14 protein-coding genes and 1 pseudogene are annotated in these 17,582 nt (G+C 28.9%); 2 read left to right on the top strand and 13 right to left on the bottom strand.

What is annotated here, in order from left to right; all coding sequences use genetic code 11:
- Positions 1–54 precede the first annotated feature (54 nt).
- The 4 genes from carB to K0039_RS17885 form a co-directional block, all read right to left on the bottom strand.
- Positions 55–3,261, bottom strand: a complete 3,207-nt coding sequence (gene carB, locus K0039_RS17900) for a carbamoyl-phosphate synthase large subunit (protein WP_228106435.1) — start codon at positions 3,259–3,261, stop codon at positions 55–57.
- 23 nt (positions 3,262–3,284) lie between these two features.
- Positions 3,285–4,334, bottom strand: coding sequence for a glutamine-hydrolyzing carbamoyl-phosphate synthase small subunit (gene carA, locus K0039_RS17895; protein WP_228106434.1), 1,050 nt, complete (start codon positions 4,332–4,334; stop codon positions 3,285–3,287).
- Between the two features lie 12 nt (positions 4,335–4,346).
- Entirely contained in the window at positions 4,347–5,063 is a 717-nt protein-coding gene (gene pyrF / locus K0039_RS17890) for an orotidine-5'-phosphate decarboxylase (protein WP_228106433.1), read from the bottom strand.
- 286 nt (positions 5,064–5,349) lie between these two features.
- Positions 5,350–6,210, bottom strand: a complete 861-nt coding sequence (locus tag K0039_RS17885; protein ID WP_228106432.1) for a nitroreductase family protein — start codon at positions 6,208–6,210, stop codon at positions 5,350–5,352.
- Positions 6,211–6,484: 274 nt separating this feature from the next.
- On the opposite strand from K0039_RS17885, the gene K0039_RS17880 reads away from it, so the two are divergent.
- Positions 6,485–7,714, top strand: a complete 1,230-nt coding sequence (locus tag K0039_RS17880; RefSeq protein ID WP_228106431.1) for an aminopeptidase — start codon at positions 6,485–6,487, stop codon at positions 7,712–7,714.
- Between the two features lie 226 nt (positions 7,715–7,940).
- Here the strand turns inward: K0039_RS17880 and K0039_RS17875 are convergent, their stop codons facing one another.
- From K0039_RS17875 to K0039_RS22825, 7 genes and pseudogenes are all read right to left on the bottom strand, one after another.
- Entirely contained in the window at positions 7,941–10,340 is a 2,400-nt protein-coding gene (locus tag K0039_RS17875; protein WP_265589526.1) for a homocysteine S-methyltransferase family protein, read from the bottom strand.
- On the bottom strand, positions 10,324–11,043 hold the full coding sequence (locus K0039_RS17870) for a vitamin B12 dependent-methionine synthase activation domain-containing protein (RefSeq protein ID WP_228106429.1): 720 nt from the start codon (positions 11,041–11,043) through the stop codon (positions 10,324–10,326). Before K0039_RS17870 ends, K0039_RS17875 begins: the two co-directional genes overlap by 17 nt.
- Positions 11,033–11,488 (bottom strand): S-ribosylhomocysteine lyase, encoded by a 456-nt coding sequence (locus K0039_RS17865; protein WP_228106428.1) that lies wholly within the window; start codon positions 11,486–11,488, stop codon positions 11,033–11,035. Before K0039_RS17865 ends, K0039_RS17870 begins: the two co-directional genes overlap by 11 nt.
- A gap of 157 nt (positions 11,489–11,645) precedes the next feature.
- Complete coding sequence (locus K0039_RS17860) at positions 11,646–12,506, bottom strand: Rossmann-fold NAD(P)-binding domain-containing protein (protein WP_228106427.1); 861 nt, start codon at positions 12,504–12,506, stop codon at positions 11,646–11,648.
- Positions 12,507–12,714: 208 nt separating this feature from the next.
- The gene (locus K0039_RS17855) at positions 12,715–13,611 is read right to left on the bottom strand and encodes an FAD-dependent oxidoreductase (RefSeq protein ID WP_228106426.1); all 897 of its coding nucleotides are present in this window, start codon (positions 13,609–13,611) and stop codon (positions 12,715–12,717) included.
- 3 nt (positions 13,612–13,614) lie between these two features.
- Positions 13,615–15,042, bottom strand: a complete 1,428-nt coding sequence (locus K0039_RS17850; protein WP_228106425.1) for an NAD(P)/FAD-dependent oxidoreductase — start codon at positions 15,040–15,042, stop codon at positions 13,615–13,617.
- A gap of 278 nt (positions 15,043–15,320) precedes the next feature.
- Positions 15,321–15,765, bottom strand: a pseudogene (locus K0039_RS22825) (YitT family protein); the annotation flags it as partial.
- Between the two features lie 191 nt (positions 15,766–15,956).
- Between K0039_RS22825 and K0039_RS17840 the strand changes: the two are divergent.
- Positions 15,957–16,325 (top strand): zinc ribbon domain-containing protein, encoded by a 369-nt coding sequence (locus tag K0039_RS17840; protein WP_228106424.1) that lies wholly within the window; start codon positions 15,957–15,959, stop codon positions 16,323–16,325.
- Positions 16,326–16,375: 50 nt separating this feature from the next.
- Here K0039_RS17840 and K0039_RS17835 read toward each other — a convergent pair whose 3' ends face one another.
- Complete coding sequence (locus tag K0039_RS17835; protein WP_228106423.1) at positions 16,376–16,717, bottom strand: zinc ribbon domain-containing protein YjdM; 342 nt, start codon at positions 16,715–16,717, stop codon at positions 16,376–16,378.
- 199 nt (positions 16,718–16,916) lie between these two features.
- Complete coding sequence (gene fsa / locus K0039_RS17830) at positions 16,917–17,564, bottom strand: fructose-6-phosphate aldolase (protein ID WP_228106422.1); 648 nt, start codon at positions 17,562–17,564, stop codon at positions 16,917–16,919.
- Between the last annotated feature and the right edge of the window lie 18 nt (positions 17,565–17,582).

Genomic DNA, 17,582 nt, shown 5'->3' with positions numbered 1-17,582 from the left:
CATTAATAACAAAAAGGCTGATTAATCCACATTAATCAGCCTTTTTGTTGATAACTATTCTGCTATATTATAAACTTTTAATTCATTGTTGTTGATATGTTTTTTATTTACTTTAACTAATGCTTTTAGTGTATCTAAAGATGTCATTACATCCACATTGTACTCTGTAGCTGTTCTTCTTATTTTAAACCCATCTCTTGTTGCATCATTACCTTTTGTAGGAGTGTTGATAACCATATCTACTTGATTATTCATTATTGCATCTAGTATATTTGGTTTTCCTTCTCCTATTTTATTAACTGTTATTGCATCTATATCATTATTTCTTAAAGTTTTAGCTGTTCCTTCAGTTGCTAAGAAAGTATATCCTAATTCCTTCATGTCTTTTGCTATTTCCATAAACTCTTCTTTATCATGATCGTTTATAGTTGCAAGAACCATTCCTCTATCATCTGATATAGTTCTTCCTGCTGCCATAAATCCTTTATATAAAGCTTCTTCTAATGTTTCACCTACACCTAAAACTTCTCCTGTAGATTTCATTTCCGGCCCTAGACTTACGTCTACTCTAGCAAGTTTTGACATGGAGAATACTGGAACTTTTACAGATATTAATTCTGGAGTTTTGTATATTCCTGTACCATATCCTAAATCTTTTAATTTTTCTCCTAACATACATTTTGTAGCTAAGTCAATTATTGGCACCTTACTCACTTTACTGATGTATGGAACTGTTCTACTTGCTCTTGGGTTAACCTCTATTATATATAATTCGCCCTTGAATTCTATAAACTGAATGTTTACCATTCCTAAGACATTAAGTTCTAAAGCTATTTTCTTAGTATAATCTAATATCTTTTCTTTTATTTTCTCAGATACATTTTGGCTTGGGTACATTGTTATAGAGTCTCCTGAGTGAACTCCTGCTCTTTCTAAATGTTCCATTATACCTGGTATTAATATATCTTCTCCATCACATATAGCATCTACTTCTATTTCTCTACCTACTAGATATTTATCTATAAGTACTGGATTTTTGCTGTCTCTTTCAAATGCACTTTTTAAGTAGGCTTCTAATTTGTGCTCTTCATAAGTTATTTCCATACCTTGCCCACCAAGTACGTAAGAAGGTCTAACAAGCACTGGATATCCTATTTCTTTTGCATGATTTATTCCTTCTTCAACAGACCACACAGCTATTCCATTTGGTCTATTTATATCAAGTTTCTCAAGAAGTTCATCAAATTTTTCTCTATCTTCTGCTGCATCTATATCTGCAAAGTCAGTTCCTAGTATTGGTATATTTTTTTCGTTTAAGAACTTAGCTAATTTTATAGCTGTTTGTCCTCCGAATTGGAGAATAACACCTTCTGGATTTTCTTTTTCTATTATATTTAATACTTCTTCTTCTGTTAACGGCTCGAAGTATAACTTGTCAGATATATCGAAGTCTGTACTTACTGTTTCTGGATTGTTGTTTATTATTATTGTTTCTATTCCCATATTTCTTAATGATTTTATACAGTGTACTGAGCAGTAATCAAACTCTATACCTTGACCTATTCTTATTGGCCCAGATCCAAGAACTATTACTTTCTTCTTATCGCTAACTACTACTTCATCATATTGCTCATAAGTTGAGTAGTAATATGGAGATAGTGCATCAAATTCTCCACCACAAGTATCAACCATTTTATAAGCTGCACTTATATTGTATAAAGATCTAAGTTCATATACTTTTTCTGGGCTTATTTTCATTAAGTCCGCTATACCTTTATCTGAGAATCCTTTTTTCTTTAGTTTTTGTAAATAGTCTTTGTTTAAATCTTCTATTCTCATATTTTTAAGTTTGTCTTCTTGTTCAACTATCCATTTGAATCTATATAAGAACCACTTATCCACACCAGTTATTTTTTCTATCATATCTAAGCTATAGCCTCTTCTGATCATTTCACATAAGTCAAATAATCTTTCATCATCTGGCATTACAACTCTTTCTTTTAACTCTTCTATTGTTCTTTCTTGAGATGGTTTATGAATTAATGAGTATTTTCCTATTTCAAGAGATCTTATTCCTTTTAGTAAAGCAGCCTCAAAGTTGCTTCCTATACTCATTATTTCTCCTGTAGCCATCATCTTTGTTCCTAACACTCTGTTAGCTTGCTTAAACTTATCAAAAGGCCATTTTGGTATTTTTACTACAACATAGTCTAATGTTGGTTCGAAACAAGCTTTAGTTTTCTTAGTTACTGCATTTTCTATTTCATCTAATGTATATCCTAATGCTATTTTAGCTGCAACTTTTGCTATTGGATAACCAGTAGCTTTAGATGCAAGTGCTGACGATCTACTAACACGAGGATTTATTTCTATTATTGCATATTCTAATCTATCTGGATGAAGAGCTATCTGCACATTACATCCACCTTGTACTTCTATGGCATTTATTATGTCTATAGAAGCTGTTCTAAGTAATTGATATTCCACATCACTTAAAGTTTGGCTAGGTGCCACAACTATACTATCTCCTGTGTGAACTCCAACTGGATCTACATTTTCCATATTACATACAGTTATACAGTTGCCTTTACTATCTCTCATTACCTCGTATTCAATTTCTTTCCATCCTTTTATACTTTTTTCTAAAAGAACTTGAGTAACTGGACTTAATTGTAAACCATGGTTTAATATTTCCGTTAATTCTTCTCTATTTTCAGCTATACCTCCACCAGTTCCTCCTAGTGTATAAGCTGGTCTAACTATTACTGGATATCCTATTTTATCTGCATATATAAGACCATCTTCTAAGTTAGTAACTATATCACTTTCTATTACTGGTTGGTCGATTTCTCTCATTGTTTCTCTGAAAGTATCTCTGTCTTCACCTTTTTTTATTGACTCTATTGATGTTCCTATTACTTTTACATTGTATTTATCTAATATACCAGCATCACTTAATTCAACAGCTAAGTTTAATCCTGTTTGACCACCCATACCTGCAAGTAAACTGTCTGGTCTTTCTTTTTCTATTACTTTTTCTATTGCTTCTATTGTTAATGGTTCTATATATATTTTATCCGCAACTTCTTTGTCCGTCATGATTGTTGCTGGGTTACTATTTATAAGTACAACTTCGATTCCTTCTTCTTTTAAAGCTCCACAAGCTTGAGTTCCTGAATAATCAAACTCAGCTGCTTGGCCTATAATTATAGGTCCTGAACCTAATACTAATGTTTTTTTAATACTATCTATTTTAGGCATAATTTTTTTCTCCCTCTAAACAATTATAATAATTCTAAAAATTTATCAAATACATATGTGCTGTCTTTTGGTCCCGGACAAGCTTCTGGATGATATTGAACACTATATACTGGTAATTCTTTATGTCTCATTCCTTCTACTGTATTATCATTTAAATTGATTTGAGTAACGTTCATGCACTCTGGCACTTCACTTACATAATATCCGTGGTTTTGAGCAGTTATAAATACCCTATCTTCTTCTAAATCTTTTACTGGATGATTTCCACCTCTGTGACCAAATTTAAGTTTTGAAGTTTTTCCTCCGAATACCTTTCCTAAAATTTGATGACCTAAACAAATTCCTACAACAGGTTTTTTACCTATCATTTGTTTTGCATTATTTACGATTTCTTCTAAATCATCTGGATCTCCAGGTCCATTCGATAAAAATATTAAATCTGGATTTGTAGCTAAGACTTCTTCTGCTGAAGTTAAAGCTGGGAATATAGTTATGTCGCATCCTCTTTCAGCAAAATTGTCTATTATGTTTTGTTTTACACCGTAGTCCATTATTGCAACTTTAGGTCCATTTCCTTTTACATATTCTACTTGCTTTCTAGAAACTGTCATAACAGCAGATCTATTATCAAAAGATTCTAGTTTATGTTTTACATTATCTAATTCAGAATTTCTATCTATAGTTATGATACCTTTCATAGTACCATTATTTCTTAGTATTTTTGTTAAGGCTCTTGTGTCTATTCCTTCAAGTCCTATTATTTTATTTTGTTTAAGATATACATCTAAACTCATTTCACATCTAAAGTTATTTGGTGCATCACTTTTTTCTCTTACTATAAATCCTTTCACTGCTACCATTTTAGATTGCACATCTTCTAAGTTTATTCCATAATTACCTATTAAAGGGTAAGTCATTGTTACTATTTGTCCGTAGTAAGAAGTATCTGTTAAAACTTCTCCATAACCTGTCATTGAAGTGTTAAACACAACTTCCCCAACAGAATCCTCTAAATAACCAAAGGCTTTTCCTTCAAAAATCGTTCCATCTTCTAAAATTAATTTTGCTTTCATATCTCTTGCCTCCTAAGCATTTTCTATTTCTCTTGCAATATCAATCGCTGATTGTTTTGGATTTTCACTTTGAGTTATAGGTCTCCCAACAACTAAATATTGAGCACCATTTTTTATAGCCTGAGCTGGTGTTACTACTCTCTTTTGATCTCCTACACTAGATGATGATGGTCTTATTCCAGGACATACAGTTGCAAAATCTTTGCCACATGCTTCTACTATTTTATCTACTTCTTTAGCAGAACATACTACTCCATCTATTCCTGATTCTTTTGCAAGTTTTGCTCTCTTTATAGCTAATTCTTCTGTTGTCATATTGCATCCTATATCTTGCAAATCTTCATTGCTTAGCGATGTTAAAACTGTAACTCCTACAATTATAGGTTTTTCTATATTTAATCTTTCAGCTTCTTCCTTTGCTACTAATGCACATTGTCTCATTCCTTCTAAATCAGAAACGTGAATTGTCATTAGCCAAACATTGTCTCTTACAGCAGCTCTAACCGCACTTTTCATTGTATTAGGTATATCGTGGAATTTAAGGTCTAAGAATATTTTCTTTCCTTTTTCCTTAAGATAATCTACTGTTTTACCTTTAGTAGCAACATATTGCTCTAATCCTACTTTAAATATGTCTACACTATCTTCTAGCTGGTCTATTAGTTCCTTAGCTTTATCAAAATCATCTGTGTCAATAGCAACAATTAATCTGTCTTTTCCATTTTTCATTTTTCTTCACTCCCTCTTAATAAAGCCCATTAAAAAAATCCCTACACCAAAAGAGGTATAAGGATTCTGTATGCATAATCTAAACAATATAATTAGTATTAGTTATGTGTTATCTTTATCAGCCTCTCTGGACTATTTTAAAAGACTTTATTCTATTTTTGTTTTACTAAAATTTATTTAATAAATAAATCAAATAACTGTACAAGCCTCTCTGGACTTTGATACAAATTATTTTCTTTTTATTAATGTTAAGTTTATATAATTATTACATTTATTCTATTTTGTGTCAACTGTTCTTTGGAGAAGAATTTAAATTTCGTTCTTGATTTTTATCTATAATACTTATAAAATATTCTCTTTTTCTTCTGTCTTTTATACTTTTTTTAAGGTATTCTACTTCTAAATGTCTTTCTTTGCAACATATATCAAAATGTCTTAACGCAATCCCCATACTGATTTTATTTTCATCATCAATATTTAGCTTTTGTTTTTGAGTACATTCGTATAGGTCAAATCCGTCATCTTTTGTCTTAAATTCCCAAGGTTGCTTATTCATGATAGAAGGTGATACTCTTACCCCCTCTAATACCTCTTTCCATTTCGGATCAAATTCTTTACAAATTTCTTTTATTTTTTTCCTATCATAACTTTTTTTACTTTTTCTAAATAAACTTTCATATTCATCGGGATAGCCTATAGCTAATAAGGAAACTGGATATTCGACTTCATTTTCATCTATAACCATGTCTTCATCTTCATCATACTCACTATCTAATTCATCTAATTGTACAAATTCTTTTACATCTTCTCTTTTTAATTGGCATTTTAGCCAACTAGTCCCCACTCCTAAACAAGTTAATTCTAAAATCAACTTTTCCATGGCAAAACCTACATTTTGTAGATAATCTTCACCTTTGTTCGAAGTTATAAGTATATAATGAGGAGCCTTTACCCCTGATTCTTTACCTATTAAAAAATGTATTAAGTGTCCTCTCTCAATTAAATGGGCTTTAATATTTAAATCGTTATTTAGATAAGTTATATTTCCACATAATTTTTTTATTTCTTCTAATAGTGGTTTTTTTATTGTTTTGCTTGAATAGCTTTTTACGGTTTTTCTATAAAAAACAGCATCATATAACTCCATCTATAACCTCCTAACTGAAATGTATTCCCATCCTCTATCACAAATATATTTAATTTAGATGTTATCTATTTCTTAATTTATTATCACTACTTTATTATAAGATTTTTATACTATTTTTAAAATATAATATTTTGATTTTTGTACAATTTTTTAATATTTATTTTATAAAACCTCAATAATAATAAGTTTTTGCATGATTATTATTAATATGATTAAAACTATAATATAATGCTATAATATGATTATTACTATATTTTATATTTGGAGGATTAAAATGGATTTTAATACAAATTTAGAAAAATACGCTGAATTAGCAATTAAAGTTGGTGTAAACATTCAACCAAACCAAACTCTACTTATTAGAACTCCAATTGAGTGTGCAGACTTTGTGAGACTTGCTGTAAAATGTGCTTATAAAAATGGTGCAAAAAATGTATTTGTTGAGTGGTCAGATGAAGAATGTTCTTTATCAAGATACTTATATGCACCAGATGAGGTATTCAATGAGTTTCCTAGATGGGTATCAGATCAATACGTTGATATAGCTAAAGAAGGAGGAGCTTTTTTAAGTATTCATGCTGCAAATCCTGATCTGCTTAAAGATGTAGATCCTGAAAAAATAGCAAACTATCAAAAGGCCTCTGGAATAGCATTAAAAGAATGGAGATCTTATACATTAACTGACAAGTGTAAGTGGAGTATAGTTTCTGTTCCAACTAAAGCTTGGGCTCATAAAATCTTCCCAGACATATCTGAGCAGGAAGCTGTAGATAAACTTTGGGATTTAATATTCAAATGCACAAGAGTAGATAATGAAGATCCTATTGCTGCTTGGCATGATCATAATAAAAACTTAAAAGAAAAAACTGATTTTTTAAATGAAAAAAATTTTAAAACGTTAAAATATAAATCAGCTAAAACAGATTTAACTATTTGTTTACCAGAAAACCATACTTGGGAAAGTGGAGCTTCTGTAGATCCTACTGGTGTTAACTTTAATCCAAATATGCCAACAGAGGAAATTTTCACCCTTCCTCATAAATATGAAGTTAACGGTGTTGTACATAGTTCTAAACCTTTAGTTTATGGTGGAAATGTTATAGATGATTTTTCTTTAACACTTAAAGATGGAAAGATTATAGAGTGCTCTGCTGCTAAAGGAGAGGAAACATTAAAAAATCTTATTGCGACAGACGAAGGTTCTCACTATCTAGGTGAAGTTGCTTTAGTTCCTTATTCATCACCTATATCAGATACTAACGTAGTGTTTTACAACACATTATATGATGAAAATGCATCTTGTCACTTAGCTCTTGGTTCAGCTTATGCTACTTGTATAAAAGGTGGTGCTGATTTACCAAAAGAAGAGTACGACAAATATGGTATAAATGATAGTTTAACTCATGTTGATTTTATGATTGGTTCTGCTGACTTAGATATAGTTGGAGAAACTCATGATGGTCAAACTATACAAATTTTCAAAAACGGGAATTGGGCATTTTAATTATAATCAAATTATTCTTTAAAATTTGCTCAAAACAAAAAGAGGCTATAAAATAGCCTCTTTTTATGTTGACGAGAAATTTCTAATTTTGTTTAATCTAATACAGATTAATTATTATTTAATATTAACATATTAACACAATTTATAATATATATTTTTCTTATTTTAAGTATATAAAATTATAAACTACATTTATATTTTAACATATTATCATATTTTTTTTCAATTATATTTTGTTGTTAAAATTTATTTTAGCAATCTCTACTGCAGATTTTGCATCTTTAGAATAATAATCTGCATTTATCTTTTGTGCATATTCTTCAGTAACTACTGCACCACCTACGAATACTTTTGCATTAATTTGATTTTCTCTTAATGCTGATATTGTTTTTTTCATATTTTCTACAGTAGTAGTCATTAAAGCACTAAGTCCTATAAGTTCAATATTTTCCTCTTTAGCTCTTTTTACAACCTCTTCTATAAGAACATCTTTTCCTAAGTCAATAACTTCATATCCATAGTTCTCAAGCATTATTTTAACTATATTTTTTCCTATGTCATGAATATCTCCTTGAACAGTGGCAACTATTATTTTTCCTTTTGAAGATGTATTATTACTTTTGCTTAATCTCTCTTTTATAATATTTAAAGCAACTTTTACCGTTTCTGCTGATTGTATCATCTGTGGTAAAAATAACTCTCCTTTATCATACTTAGCTCCTACAATATCTAATGCTGGAATTAACACTTGGTCTAAAACATAATGTTCATCTTTTGAGTCTAAAATTTTTAGAGTCAAATCTTTTGCTTCTTCTTTTAAACCTCTTTCTATAGCATCTTCTAAAGTTAAATTATCATGTTTTTTACTTTCTTTTTGTTTACTCTCTTTAGAAACATCTCTAAATTTTTCAATATATTGCAAACAACCTTTATCCATATCGCTTATTACTTTATAAGCATATACAGATTCCACCATTACTCTGTCTTCTGTATTTATTATAGGTAAATCTAAACCTGAACCTAATGCTAGGTTTAAATAAGTATTATTTAATCCTTGTCTATTAGGTATACCAAAAGATATATTTGAAACACCTAATATTGTTTTGCAGCCTAACTTCTCTTTTACCATCTTTATTGCTTTAATGGTTTCCATTGCTTCATCTTGTTGAGCAGATACAGTAAGGGATAGACAATCTATGAAAATATCTTTTCTTTTTATTCCATATTGCTCTGCTCTCTCAACTATTTTTTTAGCCACATTAAATCTACCTTCGGCCGTACTTGGAATTCCATCTTTGTCTAAAGTTAATCCTACTACACATGCTCCATATTTTTTCACAAGAGGTAATATAGCTTCTAGGGACTTTTCTTTACCATTAACAGAGTTTACTATTGTTCTTCCATTGTAATATCTAAGGCCTGCCTCTAAAGCCTCTATATTAGAAGAATCAATCTGTAAAGGAATATCTACGACTTCCTGTATACCTTTTATTACTCTTTTCATGGCTTTTTCTTCATCTAATTCTGGTACTCCAACATTAACATTTAGAATTTCTGATCCTTCTTTGCTTTGCTCTAGGGCTAAATTTATTACATAATCATTATTTCCACTAGTGTATGCATCTATTAAGGGCTGTCTTCCTGTTGGGTTTAGCCTTTCTCCTACTATGGCTGGCCCTTGTATATCTACATATTTTGCAGCAGAACAAACAATAGTTGATTCTTTTCTTTTTGGTTCTTTCTTTTGTAACTTATCTATATTATCACAAATTTCCTTAATAAAAGTTTCATTAGTTCCACAGCACCCACCTATAATAGATACTCCTAAATCAACAAATTTTTTTACTCCTTGGAAAAATTCTTTTGCAGTCATTTTATATACAGTTTGGTTATTTTCAATTACAGGTAAACCTGCATTAGCCTGAACTATCACAGGAACATTTGCTAACTCTGTAATTATTTTTACTATTGGTAGAAGCTGTTTAGGTCCAAGAGAGCAATTTACTCCAAGTGCATCTACTCCTAACCCCTCTATAGTGGCAACCATAGCCTCAGGTAAGCATCCTGTGAAACTTCTTCCATTTTCATCAAATGTCATAGTACATATAACAGGTAAATTTGTATTCTCTTTTGCAGCAAGCACTGCAACTTTTGCCTCATAAAGGTCCATCATTGTTTCTATTATAATTAAATCTGCACCACTTTTTTCGCCTTGTACAGCTTGTCTTTTAAATATTTCATAAGCTCTATCAAAAGATAAAGTTCCCATAGGTTCTAACATTTCTCCTATTGGCCCAATATCTAACGCAACAAATCTAGGTTTGCTTTTATCGCTTTCATTTATGGCTTGTCTTGCTATTGTAATGGCATCATTAATTATTTTTTCTACTGTGTATCCTAATTTAGTAACTTTTAATTCATTACATCCAAATGTATTTGTAGTTAATACATTACAACCCGCTTCTAAATACTTTTTATGTATCTTTAATAGTTTATCAGGATTTTTCAGTCCAAATATTTCTGGATTATCTCCAATAGGAAGGCCTTCTCTTTGAAGCATTGTCCCCATTGCACCATCAAATATTAGTAAGTTATCTTTTGAATATTCTTTAATTTTCACAACCATTGGTCTCCTTTTTATAATCACAATTATGTCTATTACTACAATTCTCACAAGATTTTTTAGTATTAGTAATTCCTTTGTGAGAAATCCCAATTAAAGCTACTACGGATTTTCTTGGAATCATTATTCCACTATTTGTCACAGTTAATCCTATTTCTTTTTGGCTATTTAATAAATTATTAATATCAACATTTTTTTCTATGGCTAAATCTCCATATCCAGGACTATATCTATAAGTTATATATTTATCTTCTTTTAATGATTTTTTTGATATATCATCTTGCACTATGTCACAAACTTCCTCTATAGCTGTTGTGGCACAAGCATCTATAATTATCCCCTTTGTTAGGTCTGTATAAGTTAATTTTCTAATCTCTCTTTCTATCTCTAATCCTAAAGTAGCACTCATTAATATACATTCATCACATTCTAATAATAAATTATATACGTCATCACTTTGTAAAGTTAGATTAGAACCTTCTAAATAAACTTTGCTCTTTTCTTCAGATAATTTCAACTTTTTTATTTTATATTTTCTAAATATAAATCTTGGATTTATAATCTCTCTTGTTTTATTAATACATTGTTTAATTTCATCTGATAAACTATCCCCTATATCTTGATCCTTATATTGTAAATATCTTAAAACTTCTCTCTCATCTATTTCAATTAAGTTTTTAATATTATCTATCATATTATTTTCCATAAATGCTCAAAGAGAACCCTTCTTTTAATGCTTTTTTTGCATATTCTTGTGTTCCGAATAAAGATAAGTCTCTATAATTTCCACATTCTACTGCAGAAGCTGCTACCATCTCCTTAGAGTCTATTACCTTTTGTAAAGCTCTTTCTAGTCCTGATTTAACTAAGCTAGGTTCTATATCACCCCACATTATTAAATAGAAACCTGTTCTACAGCCCATTGGTGATAAATCTATTATATCCTCTAATTCTTCTCTCAAATATGTAGCTAATAAATGTTCTAAACCATGTATAGCTGCTGTTCCAAAAGCTTCTATATTAGGTTGTAAAAATCTTAAATCAAATTTACTAACCTTATCTCCCATTTTTCCGTCTAAAACACAACATTTTCTTACATAAGGTGCTTTTACTTTATTATGATCTAACTTAAAACTTTCTACTTTTTCCATATTCCAAACTCCTTATATCAAATTGTTAATATATTATCCTAAAATAACATTAATATTATTATAGTATTCTTTTTTACTTTTTTCACAAATATTTCTAATTTTTAGACAAAAAAGCCTTTACCATTTTTCCATGATAAAGGCTAAGAATCTCTTTATTTTATCCTATTTGTAATACTTTTTCTATTTTATTTTTTATACTTATCTTTTCTTGGTAAGTTTGTTTATACCAACTATATAAAATTTCTATTCCATTATTTAATAATACATTTGGAATATATAATCCATGTTGTATTATTTTATCTATATCTAAATAATTTCCTCCAAATATTTGTTTTATCTCTTTATCAACAATATTTGAATCAGTATACTTAATATTAGCTTCTTTTCCTATAATTTCACTACATGTCTTTATACATTCTTCCAATGATATTATTTGAGGGTTTGTAACATTATATATTTCTCTAATATAAGTAGTTTTTAATAAACTAAATAATACCTTTACAAAATCATCTATATAAATAAATTGCGCTTTTAAATTACTGTTTTTAGGGATTACTATTTCAATTGATTTTTCTATTTTATGAAAAAAATATGCTTCTTTGCATATTTTGCTTTTATCACCATATATATGAGATGGTTTAATTATAATATAAGGAATTGATGTGTTTTGAATAAAGTCCTTTATCTTCAATTCTTCCTCTTTAATATTATTATCCTGAGATGATACTACTATATATTTTTTTAATGATTCATTGTTTAAATTCTCGATAAGTATTTTTGCATCTTCTTTATCTTTTATGCTTATATCATAGACATAGTCATACTTCTTATCTTTTAAAATATTTTTTACTTCATCTACATTCTTCCTATCACAAATTAAATGCTTGTTTACGCCGTCATAGTTAATCTTTCTAATTCCTTTGATCATTATGTCCACATTATATTTATTTTTAATTAAGTACTTAGCTAGCGATGAACTAATAAGATCACTACCTCCCATAATTAAAATTGAACACATTTATAATACATCCTCCTTTTATACAATAATAGTCCCTTATATATAGTAGCATAATTTTCCATATTTCAAACTTTGTTATTTTTTTAATTTTATTCTGTTATTTTTACATTTTTTTATTTATAAATTTTGCATAAATTGAGAGCCAAAATAACTTCTGTATATAAAAAAGAAATGAAATATAAAGTAATTACATTTCATTTCTTTTTTATCAATTATTAATAATTTCTTCTATTAACAATACACTTTCTATTTCTATTTCTTCAATATAATCATGAATATAAATTCCATTTCCACAAGCGTATACTTTTTCCTTTGAGGTCATATATTCATCATTTATTTCTGGTCCAGTAGTTTCTGGATTTAGTTTAATTCCACTTCTCATTGCAACTAATCCATCAGAAAGTTGTTGTTTTGCAAATAATATTGAATCACATTCTACTTCAATTTCATCATCATCATTACTTAAAAGTACTTTTTCTACACGACCTTTTCCTTCTATATTTAATATTTCATAATTGTAGTATATATTTTTTGTTAATCCATAAGTATTTATTTCTTCTTTATCAGAAATAATTCCAACCACTTCAATATTACTTCTTTTTAGTTCCTTTTCAATCATATATAATGTATTCCAACCATCTATAAGGATTTTTCTGCCTGGTATCATATTATCCATAGCAAAAATTTTCTTTGCCATTCCTACAGTATATATACCTGCACATCTGTTTCCTACCATGGCCACAGCTTTTCTAGATCCTTCTTTTGCTCCATTAGCTAATATAACTTTTTCCCCTTTTATTTTCTCAATACCATTAGCTGGACTTGTACATAAGACTTCATTATTTTCTTCAATTTTTAATACCATTGTATTTAATTTTGTCTCGATGTTATATCTTTCATATTCTTCTATTAAATAAGTTCTGTAAAATTTTCCTGTGATTTTTAATTCATTACTTATATTATAATTTCCTAAGCATAAAGCTCCTCCAAGGATATTATCTTTTTCTATTAATAATACACTTTTTATCCCTGACTTTTTTGCTTCTATGGCACAAAGCATCCCTGCTGCACCACCGCCTACAATTATTAACTCATATGCTTCCATGGATTAGTCCTCCTTAAATCCTACTACTGAAGAATTTTCAATATCTTTATTAACCTCGCTTATGTCTATATCTAATTCTCTACTTAAGATATCGCTTATCGGTATCATACAGCCAATTCCTTGACATCCTCCCATCATAGCTCTTGTTCTTCTTTTTACTCCATCTAAAGTTCTTGCTCCTAAAGGTCTTTTTATAGAATCTATTATTTCACCTTCTGTAACAAATTCACACTTACATATCATTTTACCATAAGCAGGATTTTCAGCTATTAATTTATTTTTCTCTTCTATGCTAAGATCACTCATTCTTATCATTTTTGTTCTATGAGGTTTAAAGTTTGTTTTCTGTTCTAATTTAATATTACCTTTTATTAGATCTATTACATAATTTGATATGGCTGGAGCACAAGTTAGGCCAGGAGAATCTATTGCTATTACATTGATAAAGTTTTTAGCATCTTTTGCTTCTTCAATAATAAAATCTTTAGTTTTAACTTTGGGTCTTATTCCACTAAAAGTATTTAAAACTCTAGCAAAAGGTATTTTTTCCATGGTTTTTTTGCTTTTTTCTATTATTTCATCTATTCCTTTTCTTGTAGTTTTTATATCCTCAACTTCACTCTGAGTAGCATTTGGTCCAATTAATAAATTTCCGTCTACTGTTGGAGTAACTAAAACTCCTTTACTTAAGTCACTTGGTACTTGAAACAAAGTTTTTTTACAAAGCTCACCTGCTATTTTATCAAGTAAACAATACTCTCCCTTTACCCCTTCTATCTCATATTTAGTTTCACTTACTAGGTTATTTAAAAATGCACCATATAGGCCCGCTGCATTTATAATTATTTTAGCTTCTATAGATTCTTTATCTTTTATAATAAGTGTGTAAGAATCTTCATTTTTTTTTATATCAGTTACTTCATGCCCTAGTAAAAAATCTACGCCATTTTCACAAGCATTTTCTGCAAATGCTAATGTCATTTCATAAGGACTTACTATACCAAAATTTTTTACATGTAAAGCTCCTACTACATCATCATTTATATTTTCTTCTAAATCTAAAACCTCATTTTTAACTAAGATTTCTAATTCATTTATTCCTAATTTTTCTCCATTGGATTTTAGTTGTTCTAATTTTTTAAATTCATCTTCGTTGAGAGCTAATACTAAGGAGCCATTTCTTTTGAAAGAAAACTCTAACTCTTCAGATAAAGATTCTATTATTTTGTTTGCCTCTAAATTTAATTTAGCTTTTAATGTTTCTTTTTTTTCATTATATCCACCGTGAATAATCCCGCTATTAGCCTTGGATATTCCTTCTGATATATCTTGATTCTTATCTATTACTACCACCTCTAAATTATATTTAGATAACTCTCTGGCTATAGAACAGCCTACTACACCAGCACCTATAATTACAATATCTTTCAAAACTACTCCTCCTTAAATTATTGTCAAATTTAATGTTTACTGAACCCTTCAAATTTATCAATATTTCATCAATATTATAATCCTCTTAAGATTTATTTTCCATATGTTTTATCATGAAAAATATTTATTATAATCATAAAAAAACGTATCAATATAATTAATACGTTTTTTTGTTAAGCAGCTACGCTTTCTTCTTTTAATTTTAAATTAGATTTTTGATTCTTCTCTATCATTATAATTACTCTATCAACTACTAATCCATTCATTATTACAGCTAATAAAGAATAAAATCCTTTGTCTAATCCAAACGTTAAAGTTCCACATACAACAACAGCTAAATCTACTATTAATAAAGATATTCATAAATTTATTGTAGAATACTTATTAAGTATTTTTGCTAATATGTCAGTACCTCCTGTTGAAGCATTTATTGCAAATGTTATTCCTATTCCTGCTGCTATTATTAAAGTCCCAAACATAACTGCCAATAGTAAATTATTTGTTAACGCATAAGAGTTCATTACTTTTTCCAAAAAATACAATAGTACCTACAGATAATGCAGGAACATAGTTACTAATAACCAATGATAGTCCACTTAAACCGCCACCTGCTATTTGATTTGGTGCATAAAAATATTGTATTCCAAATGCTACTAATATTACTCCTATTGTTACAATAACGTAGTCTCTTATAATTGATATAAAATTATTAGTTTTCCCCATGCTGAATTTTCCTTTCCATATTAAAAAAGTTATATATTTTTACAGCTTAAGTATATATTATATTATATAATATTGAAAAAAATATATTAGTTTTTAGTGGTAATTAATCGTTTTCTTAATTATTTTTTCTCTTTAATATACTTATATTAATGCTTTTGTCCTGTGATATAATTAATATGGGAGTTGATATTATGTTTTTTATTGGTGGTATTTCCAATGGAGAAAAGAAACTAGATTATATTCAAACTATGGTTTGCCCCATGTGTGGCGCCTTTGGCAGAATGGAAGTTTATATGACTTATATGTGCTTCAGTCTTTTCTTTATTCCCATTTTTAAATGGAATAAAAAATACTATGTTAAAAATACTTGTTGTAATAATATTTATATTTTAAGTGATGAGTTGGGAATAAAAATAAGTAGGCGAGAAAACATAATAATTTCAGAAAATGACTTACAATTAGCAAACTATAATCAACCTAATATAAATAGATGCTCAAATTGTGGATACATAGGTAACGAAGATTTTCAATATTGCCCTAAGTGCGGACAAAAATTATAAGTTTAAGAAGTAAAATAAGAACTAGATCTAAGTCTAGTTCTTATTTTATACTATGCTTTTTTTACAACGCTTGATTTTAGTTTCATAGCTCCGAAACCATCTATTTTACATTCTATATCATGTCCATCAGTAGCATCAGGAACTAAACGTATACTTTTAACTTTTGTTCCTATTTTTATAGAAGATGAAGATCCTTTTACTTTAAGGTCTTTTATTACTGTTACAGCATCTCCATCATTTAATATGTTTCCATTTGCATCTTTTATTACATTTTCTTCTGTGGCTTCTTCTGTTTGTGACCATTCATGAGCACATTCTGGGCAAACATATAAAGTTCCATCTTCATAAGTATATTCTGAATTACATTTAGGGCAATTTGGATAATTTTCCACGATATTATTTCCTCTCTTTCTTATGTCCTTATGTCCAATTCTTAAAATAGAATTTTCATTATATAACAGCTTTATAGCCTTTCATATTGTATCATATTTTTATGACTTAACAATATACCTATACATAATTAGTTTATCTATTTTATAGTTTTTTATATGATATTCTACATTAAATAAAAAAGAGAGGAATTGTTTCACTCTATTTTCCAAATGCTGCTTCATAATCTTTAACGAATTTTTCTATTCCGCTTGTAGTTAATGGATGATTAAACATTTGATTATATAATTTATATGGTATTGTTGCTATATGAGCACCAGCTAAAGCACTTTCATGTACATGCATTGGATGTCTTATACTTGCTGATATTATTTCTGTTTGTATATTGTGTATTTGGAATATTTCACTTACTTGTGAAATTAAATTTATTCCTACTGTTCCTATGTCATCTAATCTTCCTACAAATGGGCTTACATAAGTTGCACCAGCTCTTGCAGCCATTAAAGCTTGAACTGCTGAGAATATTAATGTTACATTAGTTTTTATTCCTTTTTGAGATAATATTTTTACTGCTTTTAATCCTTCCTTGCACATTGGTAATTTTATTACTATGTTCTTATGTATTTTAACTAATTCTTCAGCTTCTTTAACCATTTCATCACATTTTAGAGCAATTACTTCTGCACTTATTGGTCCATCAACTATTTCTGTTATTTCTTTCATTGCAGCAACTATATCTCTACCTTCTTTTGCAATTAGTGAAGGGTTAGTTGTAACGCCACATATAACTCCTAATTCTGCAATTTCTCTTATTTCTTCTATATTCGCTGTATCTATAAATAATTTCATTTTCTGTCTCTCCCCAAA

The organism is Terrisporobacter mayombei, from assembly GCF_020748465.1.
Classification (GTDB): Bacteria; Bacillota; Clostridia; order Peptostreptococcales; family Peptostreptococcaceae; genus Terrisporobacter; species Terrisporobacter mayombei.
This window is presented reverse-complemented; position numbering and strand designations above follow the sequence as displayed.

What these genes read in the sequence shown, in the direction of transcription:
- fsa (WP_228106422.1), bottom strand. Translation starts at nt 17,564, where the DNA reads ATGAAATTATTTATAGATACAGCGAATATAGAAGAAATAAGAGAAATT.
- carA (WP_228106434.1), bottom strand. Translation starts at nt 4,334, where the DNA reads ATGAAAGCAAAATTAATTTTAGAAGATGGAACGATTTTTGAAGGAAAA.
- K0039_RS17885 (WP_228106432.1), bottom strand. Translation starts at nt 6,210, where the DNA reads ATGGAGTTATATGATGCTGTTTTTTATAGAAAAACCGTAAAAAGCTAT.
- pyrF (WP_228106433.1), bottom strand. Translation starts at nt 5,063, where the DNA reads ATGAAAAATGGAAAAGACAGATTAATTGTTGCTATTGACACAGATGAT.
- K0039_RS17875 (WP_265589526.1), bottom strand. Translation starts at nt 10,340, where the DNA reads ATGGTTGTGAAAATTAAAGAATATTCAAAAGATAACTTACTAATATTT.
- K0039_RS17865 (WP_228106428.1), bottom strand. Translation starts at nt 11,488, where the DNA reads ATGGAAAAAGTAGAAAGTTTTAAGTTAGATCATAATAAAGTAAAAGCA.
- K0039_RS17855 (WP_228106426.1), bottom strand. Translation starts at nt 13,611, where the DNA reads ATGGAAGCATATGAGTTAATAATTGTAGGCGGTGGTGCAGCAGGGATG.
- K0039_RS17880 (WP_228106431.1), top strand. Translation starts at nt 6,485, where the DNA reads ATGGATTTTAATACAAATTTAGAAAAATACGCTGAATTAGCAATTAAA.
- K0039_RS17840 (WP_228106424.1), top strand. Translation starts at nt 15,957, where the DNA reads ATGTTTTTTATTGGTGGTATTTCCAATGGAGAAAAGAAACTAGATTAT.
- K0039_RS17870 (WP_228106429.1), bottom strand. Translation starts at nt 11,043, where the DNA reads ATGGAAAATAATATGATAGATAATATTAAAAACTTAATTGAAATAGAT.
- carB (WP_228106435.1), bottom strand. Translation starts at nt 3,261, where the DNA reads ATGCCTAAAATAGATAGTATTAAAAAAACATTAGTATTAGGTTCAGGA.
- K0039_RS17860 (WP_228106427.1), bottom strand. Translation starts at nt 12,506, where the DNA reads ATGTGTTCAATTTTAATTATGGGAGGTAGTGATCTTATTAGTTCATCG.